Below are 25,482 nucleotides of genomic sequence, written 5' to 3'. Positions count from 1 at the left end.
CCGTTCGATGACGACCGATCCGACGACGCCGGGTCCCGACCCGAGTGCGGCGGTCCCGTCCGGTGACATGTCCGCCCGTTCGCTGGGTCGGGTCACGATCGCGACGGTTGTCGCGGCTGCGTCGGGATATGCCGTCCTGCTCTTGGCGGCCCGCCATCTCGGCGCCGTCGGTTATGGCGTGTTCGCTGTGTTCTGGGCCGCGTATGGGCTGGTGACCGGCGCGCAGAACGGACAGCTGCAGGAGACCACCCGAACGGTGCGAACCGCGGCGTCGGAGGGCCTCGCCCGGTCGCGGCCGCTGCTGGTGAACACGGGCATCGGTGTGGGCCTTGCCGTTCTCGTCCTGGTGTCGTCACCGCTGTGGAGCGGCCGGGTGTTCACCGCGGACCGCGGACTGTCGGTGCTGCTGCTCGCCGTGGGCGTGGCGAGCTTCGCGGTCTACGCCCACCTGTGTGGCGCGTTGTCGGGACGACTGAACTGGTCGTCGTTCGCGATGTTGTTGTCGATCGACGCGCTGATCCGGCTCGCCGGTGCCGGGATCGTGGTGGCAGCCGGCTGGGGCACCACCGCGTTCCTCGTCGTCACCGTCATCGGTTCCCTGTCGTGGTGCGTGGTCCTGGCGGTCTCGGCAACGGCCCGCCGCGCGATCGGCGTTGCCGGCGACATCCCGCCCCGGAGCCTGACGGTCAACACGCTGACCGCGATGGCCGCCGCAGCGGCGAGTGCCGTCCTCGTCATGGGGTTCCCGGTCCTCATCAACCTCACCACCGACCTGCGCGGCGGGTCCGACGCCGACGACACCCGGACGATCGGTGCACTGATCCTCGCCGTCACCCTGACGCGCGCGCCGCTGCTGGTGCCGCTCAACAGCTTTCAGGGCGTTCTGATCTCGCGATTCGTCGATGGCCGGGACCGTCGGCTCGCCTCGCTCGGTGTCCCACTCGGGATCGTCGCCGCGGTCGGCGGGGTGGGGGTCCTCGCCGCGTGGCTGCTCGGTCCGTGGTTGCTGAGGTCGGTGTTCGGGGCTGATTTCGATCTCGACGGGCTGGTCGTGGCCGCCCTGACACTCGGCGCGACCTGCCTGGCGCTGCTGACGGTGACCGGCGCCGCCGCGATCGCCGCGGGCGCCCACCGCTGGTATGCGGCCGGTTGGTGGGTGGCGACCCTCGTGGCAGTTGCGATGCTCCTGCTGCCGTTCGACGTCGCGACCCGGACCTGCGTCGCCCTCGTCGTCGGTCCGCTGATCGGGATCGGCGCGCATCTCGTCGGGGTCCTGCGGGCCTGACCGTTCGTTGGTCCGGCCCTGCCAGGCCGCAAAACTGGGTGCGAGGCTGTAGACAACGTGCTCCCTGATCCGAAAGAACCACACCCACTGGTCCCTGAGGTGTGAGGAGCGATAGCGACGAGCCACGAAGACATCCCAGGGGTCCAAGGTGTCAAGCGGCGAGGTGTGTGCGGTGGTTCCATGCGGTGTGTTCGTTGTAGTGGGTGCGGTGGGTGAGGCAGCCGTGGAGGATGCCGATGAGCCGGTTGGCGACCGCGCGTAGTGCTTGGGTGTGGGACTTCTTCTGATCGCGGAGGCTGTCGTAGTAGACGCGGGCGCCGGGGCTACCGGTCAGAGCGCTTTGCGCCATGCACAGTGCGGCGGCGTTGAGTCGGGTGTTGCGGATGTGGCGGGCCAACACGACGTGCCCTTTGCCTGAGGCGATGGTGCGTGGTGAGGTGCCGGCATAGTTTCTGCGAGACTTGGCGGTGGCATAGCGTTCGGGGTCATCCCCGAACTCGCCGAGCATCCGGGCGCCGGTGATGTCACCGACTCCGGGCATGGACAGGTAGATCTCGGCGTCCGGATGCGCTCTAAAAGACTGGGCCATAGTGGTTTCCAGTTGGATGATCTGGGTGTTGAGAGCGGCCAGCATTTCCACGGTCGCTGTCACGGTCGCCGCGTAGGCGGCGGTGAGTGCCTCGGGTGCGCCCAGATGGCCGCCACCGCGTAGGGCGTGCTGGATGTCGCGGGCACGGGTATCGGTATTGCGTTGTCGGCCACCCTTTTTCAGGGCCGAGCGGATCGCCGCGACCGATAGTGCCGCACCCTGTCGTGGGGTGGGAGCGCGACGCAACACCGCCAGACAGTCTTTGTGGGCGAGGTCGCCGCCGAAGGCATCGACCGCGGCCGGGTAGTAGGCGCCCAGTTGGGAGCGCAACACATTCTGTTGCGCTGAACGCGCCCACACCAGGTTCTGGTGCGTGCGGGCCATCACCGTGATCGCGTCCGCGGCGACGGTATCGGCGGCGACGAGCCGATGGTTGTGCCGGTCGGTACGCACCAGGTCAGCCAGCGTTTTCGCGTCAGCCTTATCGGATTTGGTGCCCCCGACATGGTGGCGGTCGCGGTACCGCGATACCGACAACGGGTTGATCGCGTACACCTGATAGCCCGCGGCGACCAGGGCGGTGACCCACATGCCGTGATCGGTTTCGATCCCGATCACTACCTCGCCAGGCTCTTGGGCATACCGGGCGATCAGTTCATGCATGGTGGTGGCGCCGGCAGCGTTCTCGGGTATTCGGCGGGTGGCCAGGGTGGTGCCGTGTTCATCCATCACGCACACATCGTGATGATCTGATGCCCAGTCGTTGCCCACAAAGATCATGACACTCGTTCACCTCGTCTTCGGTCGTCTCGACGATCTGGTGTGAACCTTTGGGTGATCACCCTGACGCGGCCTAATGGATCAGTGCTCACCCACACGTTCAAGGGGGCACGACATCCCAGAAGCGTTCTAGCGGGTGATCCTCGCCCGGCCGGGCCACGGTCTTCGTGTAGAAATCCGACACCGTTTCAGGGCCTGGCAGTGGTCACCGACCGGGAAGGCTCACACGACCAGCATCCCCCAAAAGGAAGCCGATCCACCCCCATTAGGGCCTGGTGAGAGACCTTGCGAGGCCCTTCGTGGCTCGCTTCGCTCGCACCTCAGGGAGCAGGGGTCGGGGTCGCTTCGGCAACCCCCAGGGAGCAGAGGCGCTCCTAGCTCCCGGACGAAGCCCGCAATCGGCCGATGCCCGCCCCGACGCGAGCTGAGAGGTGGTTCAGCCTCGACGTCGCGTGCCACCTCGCGGCGCGCGCCGCCTTCGGCCAACCGCGCGCGGCGCATCGCTGCGCTTCCTCCGCGAAGAAGCGGTTCTCCTCGGCGAACCGCCGGCCGTCGACCGCCTGGATCGAACTCACCGACGCGCTGTGTCTGCGGTAGGAGAAGACCACCTCAGGGTCGTAGACCAGTGAGCCGTCGGCGCTCGCGAGATCGACGAGAAGCGCCAGGTCGAGGACGATCTCGAGTCCCGGACGGAACCCGACCTCACGCACGGCGGCGGTTCGCCACAGCAGGGACGGGAAATATGTCCAGTTGCCGTGGTAGAGCGTCGTCGCGAGCCGCTCCCCTTCCAGCACGGTCGCGCGCGGCGGCGCGAGGATCGACTTGATCCGGTCACCCAGCGGCGTGACGGCCTGACCGTTCTCGTCGATGACGTCGACACCGGGCGCGATGACCGCGGCATCGGGGTGGTGGCCGGCCAGCGTGCGGACGGTGCTCAGGTAGTCCCGGTGCATGAGGTCGTCGCATCCCATGACGACGAACCAGTCGGCGGTCACCAGGTCGACGCAGCGTCGGAAGTTCCCGTTCACGCCGAGATTGGTCTCGTTGCGCAGGTAGTGGACCCGGGCATCGCCGAGCGACTCCAGCCACCGTCGGGGCGTCGGATCCGGGTAACAGTCGTCGACGACCACCAGGCGCAACTCCGGGTCGCTCTGCTCGAGAACGCTGGTCACGGCCTGCTGGAATCGGGCGACGTCGCCGTAGAACGGCATCATCACGTCGATCGTCACCGGACAAGACTAACCAGGTCCGAACCCGCTGCCGCGCAGCAGGCGTGCCGGACGACAGGCACCACGTGGGAGCGGGTTAGGGTTGGTGACCATGGCCGACCCCAGTACCAACGCCGACGTGTGGCTGGTGGTACCCGTGTTCAACGAGGGCCAGGTCATCCGCGAGGTGGCAGCCAAGGCCCGCGAGACGTTTCCCAACATCGTCTGCGTCGACGACGGCAGTTCGGACAACTCGGCCGAGGAGATCCGGGCCGCAGGCGTGCATCTGGTGCGCCACCCCGTGAACCTCGGTCAGGGCGCCGCCATCCAGACCGGCGTCGAATATGCGCGTCGCCGGCCGGGGGCCCGGTTCTTCGTGACGTTCGATGCCGACGGCCAGCATCAGGTCGACGACGTCTCGGCGATGATCGAGCGGTTGCGACGCGAGCCGGTCGACATCATCGTCGGAACCCGCTTCGCCGACGGCCGAAGCGAGTCGGTTCCGTTGCTGCGCCGAATGGCGTTGCGCACCATCGTGTTCCTGAGCCCGCGCACCCGTCGCCTCGGATTGTCCGACGCGCACAACGGGCTTCGCGCTTTCAACAAGACCGTGGCCGATGAGCTCGATCTCCTCATGAGCGGGATGAGCCACGCGTCGGAGTTCATCGCGCTGATCGATCACCACCGGTGGCGGGTGGCCGAACAACCGGTGACGATCCTCTACACCGACTATTCGCGCGCGAAGGGTCAGTCGCTGATCAACGGGGTCAACATCGTCGCCGACGGACTCTTTCACACCCGGATGAGGAAGTGAGGCCTCGATGATCTGGTTCCAGATCCTCGCGATCCTCGGTCTGGTCGCGCTCGTCGGTTTCTTCGTGGTGAACCGCGGAACGGCTCGCGCATCAGCGGGTGTCAAGCTGCTGTTCGTCGCGTTCATCGGATTCGGCCTCTACGCGATGTTGCGTCAGGACGATGTCACCTGGGTCGCCAACAAGATCGGCATCCAGCGCGGCCTCGACCTGGTGCTGTTCCTGTTGGTCATCGCCTTCGCGTTCACCACGGTGTCGACGTATCTGCGGTTCCGCGATCTCGAGGTCAAATACGCGCGACTGGCCCGCGCCATCGCGCTGCAGGACGCCGAGCGGGAGCACCGCGGCGGACCAGGCGACTAGCGTCCGACCGTCACCTGCTGAGCAGTTGCACCCGCCAACTCGGGTTGTTCGTTGTCATCATCGACGGCAGAACGCCTTACGGTCGTGGCCACCTGAAACATGCTGGCGACGATGGAGGCGTACAGAACGAGCTCGCCGAAGTTGCCGAGCCAGAGAACCGACATACCGGCCGCCGCAGTGACCAGCATCGTGACCGACCCGATGAGCAGCCAGCACGATCGGGCCTGACGCCAGGCGGACACACCGATCGCGATGAGCAGCAGCACGGTGCCCAACGCCGGGATCGGCGGGCCGGCAGCCGCCGCGTTTGCGTACCGCAGCGCGTCACCGTCAGTCTCCGGCGTCAGATCCAGCGCCACGAACAGTTCGACGATCCCGACGACCACGAGCGCGGCGACCAGGAGGGCCCCGACAACGACGACCGAGCGGCGCCACCGAACTCCCAGACGCCAGGCCAGGATCGCCGCGGCCACCACGATCAGCGGGGTCATCAGACCGTGAATCCAGAAGCGCGGCAAATTGATCGCGTGGAGCACGTCGCCGAATCCGACCATGCGTCCGACCGCGACCGCGACATTGTCGAACGTCAGCGCAACCCCGAGGAGGACCACGAGCCAGGTCACCGCCCCGCACGATCGCCTCAGGTGGAGCGCACACGCGGTCAATGCGATCATCCCCAGCCCTATCGCGGCCATGATCGCCGAATTTCCCAACAGTTCCGAGAGCATCCGCTCGCCACCTCCCAACACTCAGCCTACTGAACGATTCGGAGACCCGGGGCCGGCGGACGGGTCGCCCGAGAAACTTCGCATTCACCCTTGCGTCTACGTATACATCTACTTATAGTTGGCGCATGCCCAACAAGACCATCTACGTCTCCGACGAGGACATCAAGGTCCTCGAACGCGCTCAACAGGTGTCGGGGGGCAACCTCTCCGGCGCGGTCGTCGAAGCGTTGCGCGCCTACGTCCGGGCGGCCGATTACCGCGACGCGGGCTACGAGGAGGTGGTTCTGCGGGACGGACCCGACGGCGTCCGACGCAAGCGATTCTTCGGTCGACTCCTGGCCGAGGAGACCGAGTACGACGAGGCCACCGGCAACGCGACGAAATTGAGCTCCTACGAGGGTCGCACGGGCAAGATCGTCCTCGCGGTCCACCACGTCGACTGGATGAACTACGGGGTGACACATCGGCAGAAGACGGGCAACTGGCTGAAGGACTTGACCGGCCTGCCCAGCGTCCGCAGTCTGTTCACCGCCGACCTCCCCGACTGGGGCGACTACCGCGTCGACATCGTCGACACCGCCGAGCAGCTCAAACCTCTTGTCCCCGAGCGGTTCTACGCGCGCACCGCAGCCGCCCTCCGACCCGAGGTCGAAGACCTGGACGTGTGACAGTCGAAGACCTGGACGTGTGACAGTCGAAGACCCTTCGTGACGCTTCGCTCCTCAGGGAGCAAGGGGGTGCGCCACCTCCGCTCCTCAAGGAGCAGAGGGTAGTTCCACCCGACCGACCCGCCAGCACAACCGAGCACTTCCGACGACGTCCATCAGGGATGGTCGTCTGCCCACCTATGCATATATGCGCATGTGTTTATTCATCTTTCCATCCACCGTAGGGAGCACGATCATGACAACGACCGCCATCCGCGCCACCGGACTCACGAAGTCTTTCGGCGATCACACCGTCCTCGACGGTATCGATCTCGAGGTACCCGCAGGCAGCGTCTTTGCGCTGCTCGGTCCCAACGGATCGGGCAAAACGACCACGGTCAAGATCCTGTCCACGCTGTCGCACCCGGACGACGGGGAGGTGGAGATCGCCGGCCTCGATCCGCGCACCGACCGCACGGAGATCTGCGCACAGATCGGTCTGACCGGTCAATTCGCCGCGGTCGACACACTGCTGACCGGACGAGAGAACCTCACCATGGTTGCCCGGTTGCGGCACCTGTCGAGGACGGCGGCCCGTGAACGGGTCGACCGACTGCTCGCCGACTTCGACCTCACCGAGGCCGCCGACCGTCGGGTCGCCGAGTACTCCGGCGGCATGACCAGACGCCTCGACCTGGCCATGACGCTGGTGGGCGAACCGTCGATCATCTTTCTCGACGAGCCGACGACCGGGCTCGACCCACGGTCTCGTCGCACAGTGTGGGACACCGTCCGCGGCCTTGTCGCCGGCGGCACGACCATCTTCCTCACCACGCAGTACCTGGAGGAGGCCGACCATCTCGCCGACCGCATTGCCGTGCTCGACCGGGGCCGGGTCGTGGCCGAGGGCACGGCCGCCGAACTGAAACGGCTCGTCCCCGGCGGGTACATCCGGATCGACTTCACCGACGCCGACGACCTCGAACGGGCGCGGGTCCGCTTCCCGTCGGCGGTGGACACCCCGGGCGAGAACACCCTCGCCGTGCCGGGGGGTGCCGGCATCGGCGCGGTCCGGGACGTCCTGTCCACCCTCGACGAAGCGAACATCGACGCCTCCGGGATCTCGGTGCACACACCGGATCTCGACGACGTCTTCCTCACGATCACCGGCCGCGCCGCCGCCACCAACTAAGGAGAAGCCATGACCACCACGCTCGACCACACCCTGTCGGACTCCGCTGTGATGGTGCGACGCAATCTGATCCGGTTGCGGCGTTATCCCACCATGATGTTCTCGACGATCGCCATGCCGGTGGTGATCCTGCTGATGATGACCTACTTCTTCGGCGGTGCCATCGAGAGCGCACTGTCCGCGGACGGCCCGATCGACGGAAAGTACATCAACTATCTGCTGCCCGGCCTGCTCCTCTTCGTGCCGTCGTTCCTGACGGTGGCGGTGGCTGTCTCGGTCAACCAGGACGTCACCGAGGGCATCATCAACCGGTTGCGATCGCTGGCCACTCCGCCGACGGCGATCCTGGCAGGACACTTCGTCGGCGCCCTGATCCAGGGTGTCGTCGCGGTCTGCTTCCTGTTGGCGGTGGCCTTCGCACTCGGATTCCGCGCCGACGCAAGCCTTTTCGACTGGTTCGCGGCCGGCGGTCTACTCCTGCTGCTGACCGCGGGCCTGGTGTGGATCGCGGTTGCCATGGGCGTCGTCGCGCCGAACCCCGAGAGTGCCAGCAACATGCCCTTGCCGTTGCTGTTCCTGCCCTACCTGGGCAGTGGGCTGGTCCCGACCGACAGCATGCCGAACGGCGTCCGCCAGTTCGCCGAGTACCAGCCGTTCAGTCCGATCGCCGACACGCTTCGCGGACTCCTCATGGGTCTCGACATCAGCGATCGCTGGCCGTGGGCGCTGGGCTGGTGTGTGGTGTTCCTGGTCGTCGGTTACTTCTGGGCGGTCACCGCCTTCCGGCGGTCGACCAACGGCTGACTTCCGCCCGCCCCGGCACGTGTACGGCCACGCCGTACACGTTTCGGCGTTCGGACGCCTCAGCTACGTCGGGCCCGCAGGAACTCGGCCACCTCGTCGTAAACCGGGAGCAGGCCCGACTCACGTGCCTCGGAAAGCCCCGGCGCAGCGGTGTCCTTCGGGGAGAGTTCGAATTCCAGGGGTGAACCGTCGCGTGCCCGCGTCGGCCAGTCGATGGCGAGCTCGGGATCGAGCGGATTGATGCCGTGTTCACCGGTCGGGTTGTAACCGGTGGAGCAGAGGTAGGTCACGGTCGAGTTGTCGGCGAGCGCACAGAACGCGTGTCCGAGTCCCTCCGCGAGGTAGACCGCCCGGCGGTCGACATCGTCGAGCAGGACGGTGTCGTACGCACCGAAAGTGGGTGAGCCGACCCGGATGTCGACGATGACATCGAGGATCGCACCGCTGGGGCAGGTGACGTACTTGGCCTGTCCCGGCGGGACGTCGGCGAAGTGGACACCGCGGAGCACGCCGGCGGCCGACACCGAGAGATTCACCTGCGCGAGGTCGAAGCGGTGCCCGATGGCCTCGGCCAGCACATCGGCCTTGAACGCCTCCGCGAACAACCCCCGGGCGTCGCCGTGCTGGACCGGCGTGAACTCCCAGGCACCCTCGATGGCGAGTGGGCGGACCTTCATGAGAAGCCTTTCGCGTCAGAAACCCTTGCCACGCTGAAGGAGCTCCAGCAGGTAGTCACCGTAACCGGACTTGCGCAATGTGTCGGCCCGAGCCCGCAGCTCATCGTCGTCCAGATAACCCTGGCGCCAGGCGATCTCTTCCGGGACAGCGATTTTCAGGCCTTGCCGTTGTTCGACGGTGCGCACGAAGTTGCCGGCGTCGAGCAGGCTGTCGAACGTTCCGGTGTCGAGCCAGGCCGTCCCGCGGGGCAGCACGGTGACCGACAGCTTGCCGCGGTCGAGGTAGTGCGCGTTGACGTCGGTGATCTCGTATTCGCCGCGGGCGCTGGGCTTCAGGTCGCGGGCGATGTCGACGACGTCGTTGTCGTAGAAGTACAGACCGGGCACCACGAAGTTCGACTTCGGGTCGGCGGGCTTCTCTTCCAGCGAGATGGCGGTGCCGTCGGCGTCGAAGTCGACGACGCCGTAGGCCTCCGGGTTGGCCACCCAGTAGGCGAAGACCGCACCGCCGTCGACGTTCTCGAAACCCTGAAGCCGGCTGCCGAGACCGGGGCCGTAGAAGATGTTGTCGCCGAGCACGAGTGCGACCGACTCGGTCCCGATGTGCTCGGCGCCGAGGACGAAGGCCTGGGCGAGACCGTCGGGCGAGGGCTGGGTCTTGTAGGTCAGGTTGATGCCGAACTGGTCCCCGTTGCCGAGCAGGTTCTCGAAGGCCGGGGCGTCGTGCGGGGTGGTGATGATCAGGATGTCGCGGATGCCGGCCAGCATGAGCGTCGAGAGCGGGTAGTAGATCATCGGTTTGTCGTAGACCGGGACGAGCTGTTTGCTCACCCCCTGCGTGATGGGGTGAAGCCGGGTGCCCGTACCGCCGGCCAGGATGATCCCTTTCATGGCGATCAGGGTAATGCCCGACACCCTTCGCGACGCCAGGTGCGTCGTGCCACCATGCGTTCACCCGGGACGCCCGCACCGGCTGCTCGGTAGAGTGACGGCGTCCACCGACCTCGACGAAAGGCGTCGCACGTGCGTGTTCTCGTGACCGGGGGTGCCGGGTTCATCGGCGCCAACTTCGTGCTGCGCACGCTGGCCACCCGCCCCGACACCTCGATCCGGGTCCTGGACAAACTCACCTACGCCGCCAACCCCGACACCCTCGCCCCGGTCGCCGACCGCGTCGAACTCGTCGAGGGCGACATCACCGACGCCGCCCTCGTCGACCGCCTGGTCGCCGAGGCCGACCTCGTCGTGCACTTCGCCGCCGAATCCCACAACGACAACTCCCTGGCCGACCCGTCGGCCTTCGTCACCACCAACCTCGTGGGCACCTACACCCTGCTCGAAGCCGTCCGCACCCACCAGGTGCGCTACCACCACATCAGCACCGACGAGGTCTACGGCGACCTCGACCTCGACGACCCCGCCCGCTTCACCGAGACCACCGCCTACAACCCGTCGAGCCCCTACTCCTCGACCAAGGCCGGCAGCGACCTCCTCGTCCGCGCCTGGGTCCGCTCCTTCGGCGTCGCCGCGACCATCTCCAACTGCTCCAACAACTACGGCCCCTACCAGCACATCGAGAAGTTCATCCCCCGCCAGATCACCAACGTGCTCTCCGGCGTGCGCCCCAAGCTCTACGGCGACGGCCGCAACATCCGTGACTGGATCCACGTCGACGACCACAACGACGCCGTCTGGACCATCATCGACCGCGGCCGGATCGGTGAGACCTACCTCATCGGCGCCGACGGCGAAGTCGACAACCGCACCGTCGTGGAAACCATCCTCGAACTCCTCGACCAGCCCACCGACGCCTTCGACTTCGTCACCGACCGCCCCGGCCACGACCGTCGCTACGCCATCGACTCCACCCGCCTGCGCACCGAACTCGGCTGGACCCCCTCCTACCTCGACTTCCGCACCGGCCTGGCCGCCACCATCGACTGGTACCGCGACCACGCCGCCTGGTGGCAACCCACCAAAGAATCAGTCGAACAGAAATACGCCGCCACCGAACGCGTCACCGGCTGACACGACACGCGTGGCCGGTTCTCAGGGTCGCCGCATACGGTGGTGGTCATGCGCGTACTCGTGAGCGGCGGCGCGGGCTACATCGGCTCGCACACCGTCGTCCAATTGGTCTCCGCCGGACACGACGTGGTCATCGTCGACGATTTCAGCAATGCCAAACCGACTGTCGTCGGTCGGCTCGAGGCGCTGACCGAGCGTTCCATCCCGGTGCACGCCTTCGACCTCGCCGACGTCGACAAGACCGAACACTTCTTCGCCCACGAGGACATCGACGCGGTCATCCACTTCGCGGGGTACAAGGCGGTCGGCGAGTCGGTGGCCAAACCGCTCGACTACTACCAGAACAACCTCGGCACGACCTTCGCGCTGCTCCGCGCGATGGAGCGCCACGACGTGCACACGCTGGTGTTCTCGTCCTCGGCGACGGTTTACGGGGCCGAGCCCGAACTGCCGATGACCGAGGATCTGCCCACGTCGGCGACCAACCCGTACGGCTGGACCAAGGTGATGATCGAGCAGATCCTGCGGGACGTCGCCGCGAGTTCGGATCTGTGGCGTATCGCGGCGCTGCGCTACTTCAACCCCGTGGGCGCTCACCCGAGCGGGACGATCGGCGAGGACCCGTCGGGCATCCCCAACAACCTCATGCCGTTCGTCGCGCAGGTCGCGGTCGGCCGGCGCGAGAAGTTGTCGGTGTTCGGCGACGACTACGACACCCCGGACGGAACCGGTGTCCGCGACTACATCCACGTCGACGACCTGGCCGCGGGTCACGTCGCCGCGCTCGACCGGATCAGCACCGGAGGGGCCGGCATGTCGACGTGGAATCTCGGTACGGGCCAGGGTGTCTCGGTCCTCGAGGTCGTGCACGCGTTCGAGCGGGCCAGCGGCCGACCCATCCCCTACGAGGTCGCTCCCCGTCGTGCCGGTGACATCGCCGCGTCCTACGCCGACCCGACTCGGGCGAACGCCGACCTGGGCTGGCACGCCGACAAGACCATCGACGACATGTGCGCGGACACCTGGCGGTGGCAGTCGGGCAATCCGAAGGGGTACCCGGACGCCTGAGGCGGTCCCCGGCCCCCGCTCAGGCGGGCGTGTGCGGGTCGTCGGGGTCGACGATCTCGTCTGTCGCCCAGCCGATGTAGCGCCGGGCGGAGGTTTCGACGACGCCGCGGGCGTCGTGGTCGATCACGACGCCGAACGCGTCGTAGAGCCGGTCGAACCGGAGTTCACCGATTCGGTCGACGATCTGGCGGACGAGCCGCGGCGACAGCGGAATCATGTTCGGGTAGCTGCGCATGAAGGTGACCATGCCCGGTTGCATCACGCCCTTGACGGTGTCGCCGGTCAGGATCGCGCCCCGCCCGTTCGCGGCGTCGGGTAGGTGGAGGACCGCGCTCCCGGGAAAGTGCCCACCGCACCGGACGAGTCGCACCCCGCCGGGAAGATCAGCCGTGTCGGTCCAGAATTCGATCACCGGGTCCGGACGGGTCACCCAGCGTCGGTCGAAGTCGTTGTAGTACACGGGGACCCGACCGAATCGATGACTGAGCGACACACTCGCGCCGACGAGGTGCGGGTGGCTGGCGGCGACGGCGGCGAGCCCGCCGTGCCGTTCGAGCCACTCGACCAGCGCGGGCCCGATGAACCCCGGTGGCTCCCACAGGATGTTCCCGTCGGACGTGGCGATCACGAAGCCGCGCTGCCCGATCCCGACCGACGGACGCACCGTCAGCGCGGTCAGGCCGCTTTCCACCTCGTCGGTGGTCAGTGCGTTGTCGGCGGACTCGTCCAACGGCATGAAACCCGGTCCGCTCTCCGGGAGCCACTGCCGGTCGTCGTCGCAGATCGGGCACATCGCGGGCGGGGTCTCGCCCGGCGGGAACTCGTTGGCGCAGAAGACACACATCCAGGGCCGCATGTCCCGACGCTAGCCCCTGCTCGTGACCACTGAGCCCCCTTCCGCTCCCTGAGGTGCAGCGGCATCCCCTCTGCTCCCTGTGAGGTGCCAGCGGCGTCCCCTCTGCTTTCTGTGAGGTGCCAGCGGCGTCCCTCTGCTCCCTGTGAGGTGCCAGCGGCGTCCCCCTGCTCCCTGTGAGGTGCCAGCGGCGTCCCCCTGCTCCCTGAGGTGCGAGCGAAGCGAGCCACGAAGGGCGTGGTGACGTGCCTCGCCGGCCCTTCGAGGCTCGTCGCTTGCGCTCCTCGCACCTCAGGGAGCAGAGGGGGGTCGCTTCTTTCGGGTTAGGGGAGCAGGGAGCAGAGGGGGGTCGCTTCTTTCGGGTTAGGGGAGCAGGAAGCAGAGGAGGGTCGCTTCTTTCGGGTTCGAGGAGCAGCGAGCAGGGCGATCAGGGCGCGGGCGGCGGATAGACCAGGTCGTTGACGCGGTAGATCACCGCGTCGCCGCGGCGGAACACCTCGGTCAGTCCGGGCGCACCGTTCTGCCGTAGCGACAGGAACGGGTCGCCCTGGTGTCCGCGTGCCGGATCGGGCATACCGCGCTGGAATTCCCAGTAGCTTGGCGGCGAGTCGATGACGTAGTGCACGTTCATGTCTCGCACGATCTGGTCGATCGCCGGGTCGGCGCCGATCTTCGACACACCCCAGAACACGTCGCGCTGCCGCTCCGAGAACTCGTTGGCTCGATAGAACGGGAACATGGGTGTGACCCCGGTGACCGGGTAGAGCCAGCCGGTCCCCTGGTCGAGGTTGTTCAGGACGAGCACGTCCTGGGCATCGGGTTGCGACGCCAGCCATGCGTAGGCGGCGAGGTCGTCGGGGCCGACGTACTTGCCGCCACGCTCCTTCAACGCGATCTGCGCATTCGGCGGATAGCGGACGACGGCGGCGCCGGCGATCAGCGCCAGCAGCACCACATACGTCGCGGCCACCACCCAGCCCGCCTTCCCCGACGTAGTCTCGCCCGGTTCCCGGCCCTCGGCCTGACCGGACACCGCGCGGCGACGGACGAAGTCGGCCACGCCCAGCGCGAGAGCGCCGATCGCCACACCGGCGGCCGCCGCCGAGATGATCGCGACGACGAACGTGAGGCGATGCGGCGAGTTGTAGAAGTACCCACCGATCACCCCGAGGGGCGCCGACAGCGGGCCGAGAGACACCATGGCGTTGGCGGTGACCAGCGCGAACACGAACCACGCGGCGAGCCCGGCCCAGCACCGCGACCAGGCCAGCGCGATCAGGCCCAGCAGGGTGACGGCGATCAGCGGCCACACCGGGAAGTGGTCGAGTTCGAGCGGGATCGTCCCGTTGAACGCACCTTTGACAAGTCCGTCGAGGACGCCGATCGTGTCCTCGCGGAAGTCGAAGAACGGGAGCTCGTTGGTGTCGGCGACCCGGATGGTGCCCAGCACCACCGGCGCGATGAGGACCAGTGTCAGCACGGCCGTCACCGCCAGGGCCGCGAGGTCACGCAGGCGCCCGGCAACCGGACGCCACAGACCCTCGCACAGCCACCAGAGGCCGACGATCACGCCGACGACGATGAGACCGGACGGGTGCGTGGCGGTCACACCGGCAACGGCAAGCGCGGCGGGCAACACACGGGAGCGGTCCGAGACGACGCTCATCACGAGCACGGCGGCCACCGGCGCCAGGCTGACGCCCACCGCATTGGGCACGGAGGTCAGCTGGATCTCGACGTACGGCAGCGACGGGAACAGCGCGCTCAGCACTCCCGCCGTGCCGGCGATGAAGGCGGCCGAGTCGACGTCGTAGCGGTGCCGCGCGAACCAGTAGGCCAGCGACGCGACGCCGAGCGGCACGGTTACCGCAAGCACCGCAGGCGAATAGGTGTTGTAGAGCTCCACCGGGTCGGCGCCGGTCAGCGGAAACAGCAGGGCGCCCAGCGCATGCCAGGTGTTGGGGTAGTAGTTGAAGCCCTGGGTGTCGTAGTTCATCAGCTCGCCCATACGCATGGCCGAGCCGATGCCCGTCTCGTGGATCCAGCGCAGAGAACTGGCGTGCCACAACGAGTCCCACACCTGCGAGATGTTGCCGAGACCCGCGAACGCGGTGTTCACGATCGGCCGGATACAGGTGACGGCGATGACGATGCCCCCGAGTGCGAGGCCCGCGGCGACCCGCAGCACCGCCGTGCGGCCCACCCGGTCTTCACCGGTGTCCTCGGATGGCGGCGCCAGCCGTCTACCCCGGCGCGTGAGCAGCAGCGCCGAATAGATCCAGGCGCCGGCGACCGCGAAGACCAGGCCGACGAGCGCCGACACCCCGTTCCACTCGAAACCGACGATCGAGTACAGCACCGTCAGGATCGAGACAAGAGCGAAGGTGATGGGCGGGCCGGCGGCCAGCGCGACCGGCCACGGGAGGTTCATCCGCCGGCCGACGAGCGCGCCCGGCACGATCAGCACGAGCGCCGACACCACGACGACCCATGCCCCAAGCATCATCGCCCGCGCCTTTCCACACTCACCCGCTGCACTCCCCGTCGCACCGTCGACCACACCGCCTGCGGTGGCCGACCAAACTCCCAGCAGGGTACCGGGTGGTTGTGCGGCGGTGCCGGGTCACCGCGCCCGGGCGGCCCCGAGGTCTGCGGTCGCGTGCGGGGCATGCGGGTCGACCGCGGCGTCCGGCCCGTGGCGTCGATGCCCGACGAGTGTCACCGCCAGACACACGACGGCGGCGACGGCCCCGAACCCGAACATCATCGGATACGAGATCCCCACCCACGTCTCCGAGATCCACGCCAGCACCGCAGGCACGGCGAAGCCCAGGTAGGTCACGCCGTAATAGACCGCCGTGAGTCCGGCGAGGTCGTCGGGGCCGGCGATGCGCTGCACCTCCAGGAGACCGGCGATCATCGCCATGCCGTAGCCACAGCCGAGCACCGTCGACGCCAGGAGCGCAACCCAGACGGTCAGCACGTGGGCGGCCACCGCCGCCAGGACCATTCCGGCCACGAGCACCACCAGGGCGACGACGACTCCGCGGACAGTCCCCGGCCGGTCGATCCGCCGCCCCAGCGACTGGATGCCGAAACCGGCGGTCAGGCCGAGGACGCAGCACAGGCCGGCGAACGCGATCGGCGCTCCCGCGGTACGAGCGGACATCAGGGCCGGGACGACCGCATAGCCCGACGCCGCGGCACCGAAAACCCAGGGTGCGAGCGGCATCACGACGAACAGGAAACGACGGTGGGCCGCCGACGGGATGCGTAGATCGTCACGCAGACGACCCGGCGAGGCCTGCCTGTGACGCGTTTCCGGTACGAGCACGATCAGGTTCGCCGCCACGACCGCGACGGCGATGTTGATCAGATACGGCAGGACGTGCGGCCAGGGGCCCCACTGTGCGAGAGCACCGGCCACCCCCGCGCCGACGCCGAAGCCTGCGGTGAGGCTCATCGCCGCGCGGCCGGCACCGGCACCGGTTCGTGCGCCGTCACGGTCGGAGAGTTCCTTGATCCAGCTACCGCCGACAGCCATCGAGAGACCCAGCGCGATGCCGCTGCACACGCGCCCGGCGGTGAGGAGCGCCACCGACTCCGATCCCGCGGCCAGCAATCCCGAACCGAGGGCCGCGAACAGCGGGGCGGGGAGCATGAGCGGTCGTCGACCCAGCCGGTCCGACAGTGGTCCACCGATCAGCAGAGCGGGCACGATGCCCAGGACGTAGGCGAACAGCAGGGCGTCGACGACCACCGGCGACAGGTCGGAGATCTGGCGGTACATGACCAGCAACGGCGTGAACTCGTTGCCGCCCCACGCAGTGGTGAAGACGGCGAGCGCGACGGCGGGCCATCCGAAGCGCGCGCGGCCGGCGCTCACGCCCGTGCCCCGGGGAGGTCGTGTCCGGGTAGATCGTGGACCGCGACGAGGTGGCCGGCGAGAAGCTCGTCGAAGCGGTCGGCGTCGGCGGACTCGACGGCGTCGAGGAGCGCGAGGTGGTCGTCGAGGATTCGGGCGGCGACGGCGGCGTCCCGGTGGACCGAGGCCGTCGTCATCCGACGATGCCGCTCCCCCAGCGTCGTGTAGAAGTCGGAGAGCAACGGATTGTCACCGGCTGCGGCGATCAGCTGATGGAACTCGGCGTCGATCCGCGCGAACTCCCGGATGTCAGCGGCGTCTGCTCTGCGATGCGCGGTCAGGTTGTCGCGCAGACTCCGCACGAGTGCGGCGGTCGCGGCCGGGCGCGCGACCACCGACCGGACCGCGTGCCGTTCGAGGAGGAGCCGAGCGTCGACGACGTCCCGGATCTCGCGCTCGCCGATCGGCACCACGAGCGCCCCGCGCTTGGGGTAGAGACGCATCCAGCCCTCTGTCTCCAGACGCAGGAATGCCTCGCGCACCGGAGTGCGGCTCACAGAGCACCTCGCAGCGATCTCGCCCTCGCTGATCAGCTCACCGCCGGCGATCTCGTTTGTGAGTATTTGCTCTTTGACCTCGGCGTATACCCGCTCAGCAGCAGATTCGGTGGTCGCATGCAACATAGACACAAGTTGTACCTTACCAATGACCATTGTGTGGTTTACCTGGCCCGACCCACCTATCGGCACAATCCCAGACGGTGAGACACTTAATCCGGCCGTAACGAGCGTCACCCCGCTCACACGAGCCCGACCCGCGTCCGCTGAGTCCACCCGCTCGCGTTGATGCGGATCACTTCTAGCTCGCGGGCAGCGTGGCCGGCGAGACGATGCAACCCGCATATTTCGCGGCATTCCAGGAGGACCCGTGACAAGCACGGAGGACACACGTATGGGTGAGACCCCCTACACCGAACCCACGATCGCCGATCACCCCATCACCGATGAAGAGATCTTCTTGGCGCACGTCGGCGGCAAGCTCTCGGTGGAGTTGCGCGCCCCCATCGACACGCAGCGCGACCTGTCGATCGCCTACACCCCGGGCGTGGCCCAGGTGTCGCGCGCGATCGACACCGACGCCACCCTGGTGAACAAGTACACGTGGACCGACCGGCTGGTGGCCGTCGTCAGCGACGGATCGGCAGTTCTGGGACTCGGCGACATCGGACCGCGCGCTTCGCTGCCGGTCATGGAGGGCAAGTCCGCACTCTTCCGCAGCTTCGCCGGACTCAACTCGATCCCGATCGTCCTCGACACCCAGGACCCCGACGAGATCGTCGAGACCCTCATCCGGCTGCGTCCGAGCTTCGGCGCCGTGAACCTCGAGGACATCTCCGCGCCCCGATGCTTCGAGATCGAGCGTCGAGTCATCGAGGCCCTCGACTGCCCGGTCATGCACGACGACCAGCACGGCACCGCGATCGTCGTCCTAGCCGCCCTCAAGGGTGCGACGACCCACCTTGGCCGCGATCTCGCGGGCTTGAAGGTCGTGATCTCGGGCGCCGGCGCCGCGGGCGTCGCCTGCGCGAACATCCTTCTCGCGGTGGGCATCTCCGACGTCGTGGTGCTGGACTCCAAGGGCATCGTGTCGCAGGGACGGGACGGACTGAACGAGTCGAAGAGCGAACTGGCCTCCCGCACCAACCCGCGCGGACTGACCGGCGGCGCGGTCGAGGCCCTTGCCGGCGCCGACGTCTTCATCGGTGTCTCAGCGGGACTCATCCCCGAAGAGCTCATCGCGTCGATGAACGACGATTCGATCGTCTTCGCGCTGTCGAACCCCGACCCGGAGATCCATCCGGAGGCCGCGGCCAAGTACGCCGCGATCGTCGCGACCGGCCGCAGCGACTTCCCGAACCAGATCAACAACGTGCTCGCGTTCCCCGGCGTCTTCAAGGGTGCCCTCGACGCGGGCGCACGCCGCATCAGCGAGGGTATGAAGATCGCTGCGGCAGAGGCGATCTTCTCGGTCGTCGCCGACGACCTGCGCGCCGATCGCATCGTGCCCAGCCCGCTCGACGACCGGGTCGCCCCGGCCGTCGCGGCTGCTGTCGCCGAGGTCGCCCGCGCGGAGGGGCACTGCTCGTAGTCGCTCGGAAGGGGCTCAATAGTTCTGATCCTGCCAGGTGCACAGACACACCTCGTTGCCTTCCGCGTCGGCGAGCACCCAGAAGGCCGGGGCGTACTCGTCGGTGAGCAGTTGTCCGCCGGCGGTGATCGCTGCTTGCAGACGCTCGTGGAGTTCGTCGGTCGGAATCCACAGGTCGACGTGCATGCGGTTGCGTTGCGGGCGCGGCTCGTCCATCTGCTGGAACCAAACGCTGGGCAGTCGGCCTCCCGGGTCGACGAGGTCTACGGGTTCGCGCTCGGTGGCGTCGCCGTAGCCCAGCACTGCTTTCCAAAACGGCCGGATGGCCGGGATGTCAAGGGCGTCGATGGCCAGGTTGAACTGCGTGACGGGTGCGGAGGCCGGTTCGAGGCCGAGGTCGGCGGCGATGCCGGTGATCCGGTTCGCCAGTGCGACATCGGCTTCGGTGAGCTGATGCGCACTGTGCGTGGTGAGCACGAGATGCACTGTCCCGTAACGCAGATCGATGTCGGGGTGGTGGTTCGCTTCCTCGGCGGCGTCGATGATCTTCGCGACGAACTCACCGCCGCGCACCATCGAGCCGGTGTTGTAGGCGGCGGCCAGCCTGTCGGCGATGACGCGCCAGGGATCGGCCACCATCTCGGCAGCCTGGGCGGTGGTGAGCGGTGAGCGGGTTGAGCCGGTCATACCGCCCCATGCTGCCCGCTTCATCGGCTTTACGAAAGGGTGCGCGCGGTTCAGCCTCGATTGGTGGTCGCCGCGGCGAGTGTTGCGATCGCTTGGTGCGTCGCCGGGAGGAAGCCGCGACGCGCGTCTTGGTCGAGGGCGGTACCCGCGCCGATGACGGGGTCGTAGTCGAGGCCGATCACGCCGCCGACTGCCCCGGACACCACATTGACCAGCATGTCGGCGAGTCCGTCGTCGTGGGTGGTCGGCATTTGCGAGGAGATGACGACGATCGTCTTCTCGAGTACGCCTGCCCGGTCCCACTCGGCGAAGACGACGCGGGCGCGGTTGAGCAGGTCGGGTCGCGCCGCGATGACAAGCACCGGGGTGAGGTTCGGGAGGTCGTCTTCGGCGAGCTCGGGCAGCAACGTGAGCGGATGGGCACCCGCGTCGACAACGGGAACCGCGCCCTGCCGCCACGTTTCGACGACGGCATCGGTGGCCGTCGCATCATCGGGCGGAAGCCACAGGCCAGTCCCCGACGCCGTGCGGAGCAGTTCCTGATTCCCCGAACCACGCAATCGCAGCTCGATGTCGCAATCGTTGCCCGAGGCGTCCACCCACCATGAGAGCAACCCGAGCGTCGACGACGCCCGATGCTCGGCAAGCAGCGCCGAAACAACCGACGTCCCAACGCCACCGGCTGTCCCGCACACGACGACGGCCCGCTCGGCCCAGGCCTGCGGGTCGCCGTCGCGTGGGGTGGTTGGTGCGGTCATCTGGGGTCAGGGAACGAGCATGTGGAACACAAGTAGAGCGCCCGTCGGAGTCCGGACTGGGTTGTTGATCGCAGACGTCGTGACTCCAATCGTTGCCGGACCCGGTCCCGTCGGAACGTCCCACACCTTTGTCTCACCCCGACGCGGCCCGAAGGCCGCAGTTGTCCATTTGTCGAGGGCGTAGCCACGAAGGCTGGTGTACCGAGTTTGGAAGAGAACTCGACACTTCGGATTCCGCTTCCAGCTCGCACCTTCTCCACCAAAACCAGCGGACCGTGCAGTGACCCGGACAACGCCACCCTTGTTCTGCGGTGTATGGATCGTCACGTTGACGTTCCCGCGGCAGTAGGAATGGTCGCCCATCGTGCCCAAGTTGTTGCCGTAGAGCGCGATGTTCGGAATCGGCGCAGCAGTCGCCTGACCGACACCAGACACCATCGCCGCCGCGAATGCGGCCAGCAAAACCACAATAGCCAGTTTCTTCACGTCCAACTCTCCGTCGCTAGGACTATTCTGCTTCTCGTCGGAATTGCGCGCCTCGCAGCAAGCAGCGCCCGTCGAAGGGCATGCAACTCGCCCAGGACCTTTGGCTGTAACGCTCGATTTCAGGGAACGAGAACGTAGTAACTGACCCCTCGCGAGTAGATCTGACGGAATCCGCTATTGGGCGCATACGTCCGAGTCTCAATTGCCACTGGGCCCGAGCCCGTGTGCACGTCTTGCACCACTCTGGTTCCGGGTTTTGGTCCGAATGCGGCGTTGGAGTACTTCGGCACGAGATACCCACGTGCGCTAATGAACTCGGTGCCAAGGACCATGCGGCACACTGGATTTCTTCTCCACCCAGGCCCGTCTCCAGTGAATCCATGGGAAGTTGCAGTCACGCGGACTACACCTTTCTCGCCTTTCGGAACCGAAAGCCGGACGTTTATAGCTCCCCGGCAAAATGAGTGGTTCCCGATCGTCCCAAAGTTGTCACCCAGCACCGCGAACTGAAGTGGGAGTGGTGCAGACTGTGAACTTCCAGTCCCTGCAAAGGTGGCTGCAGAAGCGATCAGCGCAGCCAAACAAACGACAATCAATCGTCTCATCGATACTCTCCTTTTATAACCACAAGACAGCGAATATTTCCGAACCGCTAGAGTCCGGGCCTATCAGCGCCCGTCGCTTCCGCAGGCCACAGCACGTCCCCGCCGGGGATCGCGTTCTTCAGACTGTCGGACTGAGAACGGGTCCAGGCACGAACCGACTTCTCAGCGTGCGGACCGAATACCGCGTACGGCGATCGAGCCTGCACACCAGACCATTTGAAAGTCGAGGCTCCGATCTTTGCGTCAACGTCGCCACGGTGGTTCACCACGTAGTCCACCGCAGGCAGTCCTGAGCGGCGTGCGTGATCTGCCGACAGATAAAACTCGAACTGGTTCGGTCCAGACTCCGGCAGCGCATGACGCGGACCGTTCTGACGCCATGGCTCATCCGGATCAGCGCCCGGGTCTCCGGCTCCCAGTGAGTACGCGAGCAATCCGCCGGCAGTACCGCCTATGGCGGCCCCGACTGCCGCCCCCGCTACCCCAGCTCCTGCCCCGCCCACCGCGGCACCGATTCCTGCTCCGGCAAGCGCATTGACACCTGAGGTAAGACCGCCCGTGGTGACCCAGCCCACGATCGCACCTACGCCCGCACCGACCGGGGCCCCAACCCCCGCCCCCACAACCGCCGACGGAATACCCAGTGCGACAGCACCCGCGGTACCGCCGGCCATCACACCGATGATCGTCGCAGCAGCACGACGAGTCGCCTCATCCTCCGGCACGCCAGCAGAGATCAGACCCTGCGCAATCTTGGCCTCGCCATACGCCGACCACGCATTGATCGAGTTCACATCCCGCTTCGACATGCCCTGCGGGATGTCGGTGACGAAGTTGCCCACACGAATCTTCTCCGGCGGCGGCGCAATCGGCCGAACCGGCGGAGCAACCCGCGGAGCCACCCGATTGTTGATCAACGGGGTATACGGCTCGTCATACGAATAAGACCCAGGCGCGGTGTACGCCTGATACGGCGCCTCCACCGGCGGACCCGGAATACTGCCCGGCCCCGGAACCACGATCGGCTCGACAGTCGCCTCGGCACCGGCACCACCATCCGGGGACACATCCCCCGGACTCGTGCCGCCTTGACCGGGAGCCGAATCACCCGGACTGGTCCCACCCTGCTCCGGCACCGCGAACGCTGCCCCGGCGCCTGCGGTGATCGACACCGCGACCACTGCCGACGTCACCGACAGCAATGGACCACTCGGCACACGACGCTTCCGATGCCGACCCCGACCATGACTCATTACTCGACTACCTCTCTGGTACGCCCGCGGTGGCGGGCAGAAACTCACTCAACGGATCGAATGGACTGGATGTAGGACTTGCCGCCGGTGGTCGTGGTGCGGATGACCTGCCGGTAGGTGATGGGCGCCGCGTCGGGCTGCAGTTCGGTCAGCACCACCGAGTACTCGCCGGGTCCGCGGTCGGAGACTGTCAAGCAGTGCCGGGTCCCGAGCGGTCGCTGGTTGATGTACTGCTGCATGACGTACTCAGAGGCCACCGCGCCCGGAGCTGCGACCGCGCGTGCCGCCCTCGCCGAACGCAGGACGTAATACGCGTGGTTGAAGGCACGGATCGCCCCGGCGCCCGACTCCTGATTGCCGGCGTCGTCACCGTCGGACACCGTGGTTCCGGCACCCACCGGGCGCTGGGTACACGCGGGCTCCCGGACCACGGGCGATGTGGACGCTGCCAACCCCGCAGACGTGGCATCGCTGCTCGACGTCGATGCCGTCGTCGCCTCGGGTCCGTCACCGCGGGTCAGTACTACACCCAACACTGTGGCCACAATCACAAGAATCGCTGCTGCCGCACCGGCGATTCGCAGTGGCGAACCGACACGTGGGGACTTCTCGTCGCGCCCAGCCGATCCGGTCTTCCGCTTGGCTCGCACCGACTTCTCGGCCTCGGCCAGGAACACGTCGAGCTCCGAGGGGACGCGTGGCGTGATGACTTCCGGTCCGGCGACCACCGGCCTGCTCGGCGGCGCGACAACCTCCATCGGCCGCTCGAGGACGGCCACCCCGGACGACTGCGCAGCTGCGTGAGCTGGGCCGACGGAACGGTGTCGGGCCAGGTGAGCGGCCAGATCGGCGGCGGGTGTCGCATCGATGGCAGGCCACGGCGGGACGTCGGGAAACCACAGAGCAGGAGCGCGCGGCGGCACCAAAGATCCCTCCCCCCGGCCGGTGATCGTGTCGTCGTGAAGTTGCGCTCAACGACAGCACGACGCAGGGGGTCCCCCGAATACGTCGGCAGTGCCGTCGCTGACCTCGGGTCACCCTACAACAGCTCTCAGGGACCTCTCAGCTGTCATCCACAGGGGTGACACGGGCGCCTGACCACGGGTCCTGCACCGAAACGCCCCGCTCGCTAGGGTCGCGACTGTGCTTCTGACGGCCGGAGTTGCTCGCGGGGTCGCCGATGGAACAGTCGACCTCGCCTTCCGGCGATGGGGCGATCCGCGCATACATCCGGGCTCGAGCTTCATCGCGCTGACGCACGTGATCGAGGTGACGTCGATGCAGCGCGTCGACCCCGAGCGGATCACGGACGACGAAGCACGTCGCGCGGGATACGACGCTGCCGACGCCGTCCGGACCGCCCTGTGCGTCAACGTCCAGAACCCGACGTACCGAATCGGATTGCGGTGTATCGGCGAGGACCCGCGGATCGCCCTGCGCGCCGATGACAACTTGTCCGACGACGATGTGGACGAGATCCGAACCCGCCTCGATCGCATGGACGCACGGTCCACGCGCGGACCGTGGACGCGCGAAGTGCTCGACGTCATCGCCCGCCGCCCAGGGGTGGTGTCGACCGACCTCGCGGCCGAACTCGGTCGGGAGAGAGCGGGATTGAAGCAGGACATCACCAAGCTCAAGAAGCTAGGACTGACCGACAGCCTCGTCGTCGGTTACGAATTGTCACCGCGTGGCGTCGAGTTCCGCCGTCGCGACGCCCAGTAGAGGCGAAACGCCGTGCCCCTACCGTCCGGTCGGCCACAATCCTCTGCATGGACCGCATCCGAGCCGGAGTCACGTCAGCGTTCGTCGCGGTGGTGGCCGCAGTTCTGTGCCTCGCCGCGGGCACCGCGCACGCCGCCCCGTTCCCGGTCACGACCGACGCGGCGACCGCCATCGCCTCTCGGTATCTGAGCCCGGCGTCGGAGTCGCCTCCCGGCGCCAATCGCTTCGACTGCCGTGACCGTGACGGACGCAACCCCGTCGTGCTGCTGCACGCGACGGCCATGAACCAGAGCGCCAACTGGGCGTACCTCGCGCCCACGCTGGCGAACGCGGGATATTGCGTGTTCAGCCTGACCTACGGCCAGACCAGTTGGAGTGGCAACACCGGCGGGCTGGGGAACAAGGAGCAGTCCGCCCGCACGGTCTCGGACTTAGTCGGGCGGGTCCTCAGCGCCACGGGCGCAAAGCAGATCGACTTCGTCGGTCACAGCCAGGGCGGCGCGATCGCCCAGCTTGTCACCCAGATACCCGGACGCGCGGCACAGGTGGGCACGATCGTCGGACTGTCCGCGTCCAACCGCGGCTACTCGCGCGTCGGCTCCCTCACCGATCGGCTGCCGGCTCGGGCGCCCGGACAGAGCTATTGGGGTCCGAGACATCCATCGATCGAGTACGTCAATCTCGCGACGCGATACGACGAGATCTCGACGCCGTACCCGGTCACCTTGATGCCGCCCGGGCCCAACATCACCAACACGCTGGTCCAGGATGTGTGCCCGGCGTCGCGGATCGGTCATGTCGGGATGGCCTACTCCCCGACCGTCGGGGCGCTGGTCCGCAACGCGCTCGACCCGGATCACCGGGTGCCCGTCGTCTGCGGCTCGGACTTCCCGGGCTGACCCGGCATCCACTTCGACGGAA

Annotated in this window: 25 protein-coding genes; 11 read left to right on the top strand and 14 right to left on the bottom strand. The window is 67.2% G+C overall.

What is annotated here, in order from left to right; all coding sequences use genetic code 11:
* Positions 1–7: 7 nt before the first annotated feature.
* Entirely contained in the window at positions 8–1,285 is a 1,278-nt protein-coding gene (locus tag BCM27_RS03180; protein WP_004019706.1) for a lipopolysaccharide biosynthesis protein, read from the top strand.
* 151 nt (positions 1,286–1,436) lie between these two features.
* On the opposite strand, the gene BCM27_RS03175 is transcribed toward BCM27_RS03180, so the two are convergent.
* Positions 1,437–2,654 carry an IS110 family RNA-guided transposase gene (locus BCM27_RS03175; RefSeq protein WP_068884355.1) on the bottom strand — a complete coding sequence of 406 codons (1,218 nt, stop codon included), beginning with the start codon at positions 2,652–2,654 and terminating at the stop codon, positions 1,437–1,439.
* A 374-nt stretch (positions 2,655–3,028) separates the two neighbouring features.
* Positions 3,029–3,883 carry a glycosyltransferase family 2 protein gene (locus tag BCM27_RS03170; protein WP_004023607.1) on the bottom strand — a complete coding sequence of 285 codons (855 nt, stop codon included), beginning with the start codon at positions 3,881–3,883 and terminating at the stop codon, positions 3,029–3,031.
* Positions 3,884–3,974: 91 nt separating this feature from the next.
* Here BCM27_RS03170 and BCM27_RS03165 point away from each other — a divergent pair, with 91 nt between their 5' ends.
* Complete coding sequence (locus BCM27_RS03165; protein WP_004023608.1) at positions 3,975–4,676, top strand: glycosyltransferase family 2 protein; 702 nt, start codon at positions 3,975–3,977, stop codon at positions 4,674–4,676.
* 7 nt (positions 4,677–4,683) lie between these two features.
* Positions 4,684–5,037 (top strand): DUF2304 domain-containing protein, encoded by a 354-nt coding sequence (locus tag BCM27_RS03160; RefSeq protein WP_004023609.1) that lies wholly within the window; start codon positions 4,684–4,686, stop codon positions 5,035–5,037.
* Here BCM27_RS03160 and BCM27_RS03155 read toward each other — a convergent pair.
* Complete coding sequence (locus BCM27_RS03155) at positions 5,034–5,765, bottom strand: hypothetical protein (RefSeq protein WP_033206648.1); 732 nt, start codon at positions 5,763–5,765, stop codon at positions 5,034–5,036. The genes BCM27_RS03160 and BCM27_RS03155 overlap by 4 nt on opposite strands.
* A 125-nt stretch (positions 5,766–5,890) precedes the next feature.
* On the opposite strand from BCM27_RS03155, the gene BCM27_RS03150 reads away from it, so the two are divergent.
* The 3 genes from BCM27_RS03150 (at position 5,891) to BCM27_RS03140 (ending at position 8,408) form a co-directional block, all read left to right on the top strand.
* Complete coding sequence (locus tag BCM27_RS03150) at positions 5,891–6,433, top strand: EXLDI protein (RefSeq protein ID WP_004023611.1); 543 nt, start codon at positions 5,891–5,893, stop codon at positions 6,431–6,433.
* A 235-nt stretch (positions 6,434–6,668) separates the two neighbouring features.
* Positions 6,669–7,604, top strand: coding sequence for an ABC transporter ATP-binding protein (locus BCM27_RS03145; RefSeq protein WP_004023612.1), 936 nt, complete (start codon positions 6,669–6,671; stop codon positions 7,602–7,604).
* A 9-nt stretch (positions 7,605–7,613) separates the two neighbouring features.
* Positions 7,614–8,408 carry an ABC transporter permease gene (locus BCM27_RS03140; protein ID WP_004023613.1) on the top strand — a complete coding sequence of 265 codons (795 nt, stop codon included), beginning with the start codon at positions 7,614–7,616 and terminating at the stop codon, positions 8,406–8,408.
* Positions 8,409–8,467: 59 nt separating this feature from the next.
* On the opposite strand, the gene BCM27_RS03135 is transcribed toward BCM27_RS03140, so the two are convergent.
* Positions 8,468–9,085, bottom strand: a complete 618-nt coding sequence (locus tag BCM27_RS03135; RefSeq protein ID WP_004023614.1) for a dTDP-4-dehydrorhamnose 3,5-epimerase family protein — start codon at positions 9,083–9,085, stop codon at positions 8,468–8,470.
* A gap of 15 nt (positions 9,086–9,100) precedes the next feature.
* The gene (gene rfbA, locus BCM27_RS03130; RefSeq protein ID WP_039866409.1) at positions 9,101–9,976 is read right to left on the bottom strand and encodes a glucose-1-phosphate thymidylyltransferase RfbA; all 876 of its coding nucleotides are present in this window, start codon (positions 9,974–9,976) and stop codon (positions 9,101–9,103) included.
* Positions 9,977–10,108: 132 nt separating this feature from the next.
* Between rfbA and rfbB the strand changes: the two genes are divergently transcribed.
* Both rfbB and galE read left to right on the top strand, forming a co-directional pair.
* Positions 10,109–11,113, top strand: coding sequence for a dTDP-glucose 4,6-dehydratase (gene rfbB / locus BCM27_RS03125; RefSeq protein WP_068884358.1), 1,005 nt, complete (start codon positions 10,109–10,111; stop codon positions 11,111–11,113).
* A gap of 48 nt (positions 11,114–11,161) precedes the next feature.
* A complete protein-coding gene (galE, locus tag BCM27_RS03120; protein ID WP_004022136.1) occupies positions 11,162–12,181 on the top strand; it encodes a UDP-glucose 4-epimerase GalE in 1,020 nt (339 codons plus the stop codon).
* Positions 12,182–12,200: 19 nt separating this feature from the next.
* Here the strand turns inward: galE and BCM27_RS03115 are convergent, their stop codons facing one another.
* From BCM27_RS03115 to BCM27_RS03100, 4 genes are all read right to left on the bottom strand, one after another.
* Positions 12,201–13,037, bottom strand: coding sequence for an MBL fold metallo-hydrolase (locus BCM27_RS03115; RefSeq protein ID WP_004022135.1), 837 nt, complete (start codon positions 13,035–13,037; stop codon positions 12,201–12,203).
* Between the two features lie 424 nt (positions 13,038–13,461).
* Positions 13,462–15,540 carry a DUF6541 family protein gene (locus BCM27_RS03110; protein ID WP_004022134.1) on the bottom strand — a complete coding sequence of 693 codons (2,079 nt, stop codon included), beginning with the start codon at positions 15,538–15,540 and terminating at the stop codon, positions 13,462–13,464.
* Between the two features lie 117 nt (positions 15,541–15,657).
* Positions 15,658–16,920, bottom strand: a complete 1,263-nt coding sequence (locus BCM27_RS03105) for an MFS transporter (protein ID WP_004022133.1) — start codon at positions 16,918–16,920, stop codon at positions 15,658–15,660.
* Positions 16,917–17,582 (bottom strand): GntR family transcriptional regulator, encoded by a 666-nt coding sequence (locus BCM27_RS03100; RefSeq protein WP_033204496.1) that lies wholly within the window; start codon positions 17,580–17,582, stop codon positions 16,917–16,919. Before BCM27_RS03100 ends, BCM27_RS03105 begins: the two co-directional genes overlap by 4 nt.
* Positions 17,583–17,850: 268 nt before the next feature.
* Between BCM27_RS03100 and BCM27_RS03095 the strand changes: the two genes are divergently transcribed.
* On the top strand, positions 17,851–19,047 hold the full coding sequence (locus BCM27_RS03095; RefSeq protein WP_033204498.1) for an NAD(P)-dependent malic enzyme: 1,197 nt from the start codon (positions 17,851–17,853) through the stop codon (positions 19,045–19,047).
* 15 nt (positions 19,048–19,062) lie between these two features.
* Here the strand turns inward: BCM27_RS03095 and BCM27_RS03090 are convergent, their stop codons facing one another.
* From BCM27_RS03090 to BCM27_RS03080, 5 genes are all read right to left on the bottom strand, one after another.
* On the bottom strand, positions 19,063–19,734 hold the full coding sequence (locus BCM27_RS03090; RefSeq protein ID WP_033204500.1) for a VOC family protein: 672 nt from the start codon (positions 19,732–19,734) through the stop codon (positions 19,063–19,065).
* 50 nt (positions 19,735–19,784) lie between these two features.
* A complete protein-coding gene (locus tag BCM27_RS03085) occupies positions 19,785–20,492 on the bottom strand; it encodes a hypothetical protein (RefSeq protein ID WP_004022129.1) in 708 nt (235 codons plus the stop codon).
* A gap of 6 nt (positions 20,493–20,498) precedes the next feature.
* Positions 20,499–20,984: a hypothetical protein gene (locus BCM27_RS25320; RefSeq protein ID WP_004022128.1), complete on the bottom strand. Its 486-nt coding sequence runs from the start codon at positions 20,982–20,984 to the stop codon at positions 20,499–20,501.
* Positions 20,985–21,630: 646 nt separating this feature from the next.
* On the bottom strand, positions 21,631–22,836 hold the full coding sequence (locus tag BCM27_RS25315) for a hypothetical protein (RefSeq protein ID WP_373278294.1): 1,206 nt from the start codon (positions 22,834–22,836) through the stop codon (positions 21,631–21,633).
* A 44-nt stretch (positions 22,837–22,880) separates the two neighbouring features.
* Positions 22,881–23,759 (bottom strand): DUF8176 domain-containing protein, encoded by an 879-nt coding sequence (locus tag BCM27_RS03080; protein WP_239450650.1) that lies wholly within the window; start codon positions 23,757–23,759, stop codon positions 22,881–22,883.
* 220 nt (positions 23,760–23,979) lie between these two features.
* Between BCM27_RS03080 and BCM27_RS03075 the strand changes: the two genes are divergently transcribed.
* Positions 23,980–24,561 (top strand): hypothetical protein, encoded by a 582-nt coding sequence (locus BCM27_RS03075; protein ID WP_033204505.1) that lies wholly within the window; start codon positions 23,980–23,982, stop codon positions 24,559–24,561.
* Positions 24,562–24,608: 47 nt separating this feature from the next.
* On the top strand, positions 24,609–25,460 hold the full coding sequence (locus tag BCM27_RS03070; RefSeq protein ID WP_004022122.1) for an esterase/lipase family protein: 852 nt from the start codon (positions 24,609–24,611) through the stop codon (positions 25,458–25,460).
* Positions 25,461–25,482 lie beyond the last annotated feature (22 nt).

It is taken from the genome of Gordonia terrae, assembly GCF_001698225.1.
Taxonomy (GTDB): domain Bacteria; phylum Actinomycetota; class Actinomycetes; order Mycobacteriales; family Mycobacteriaceae; genus Gordonia; species Gordonia terrae.
This window is presented reverse-complemented; position numbering and strand designations above follow the sequence as displayed.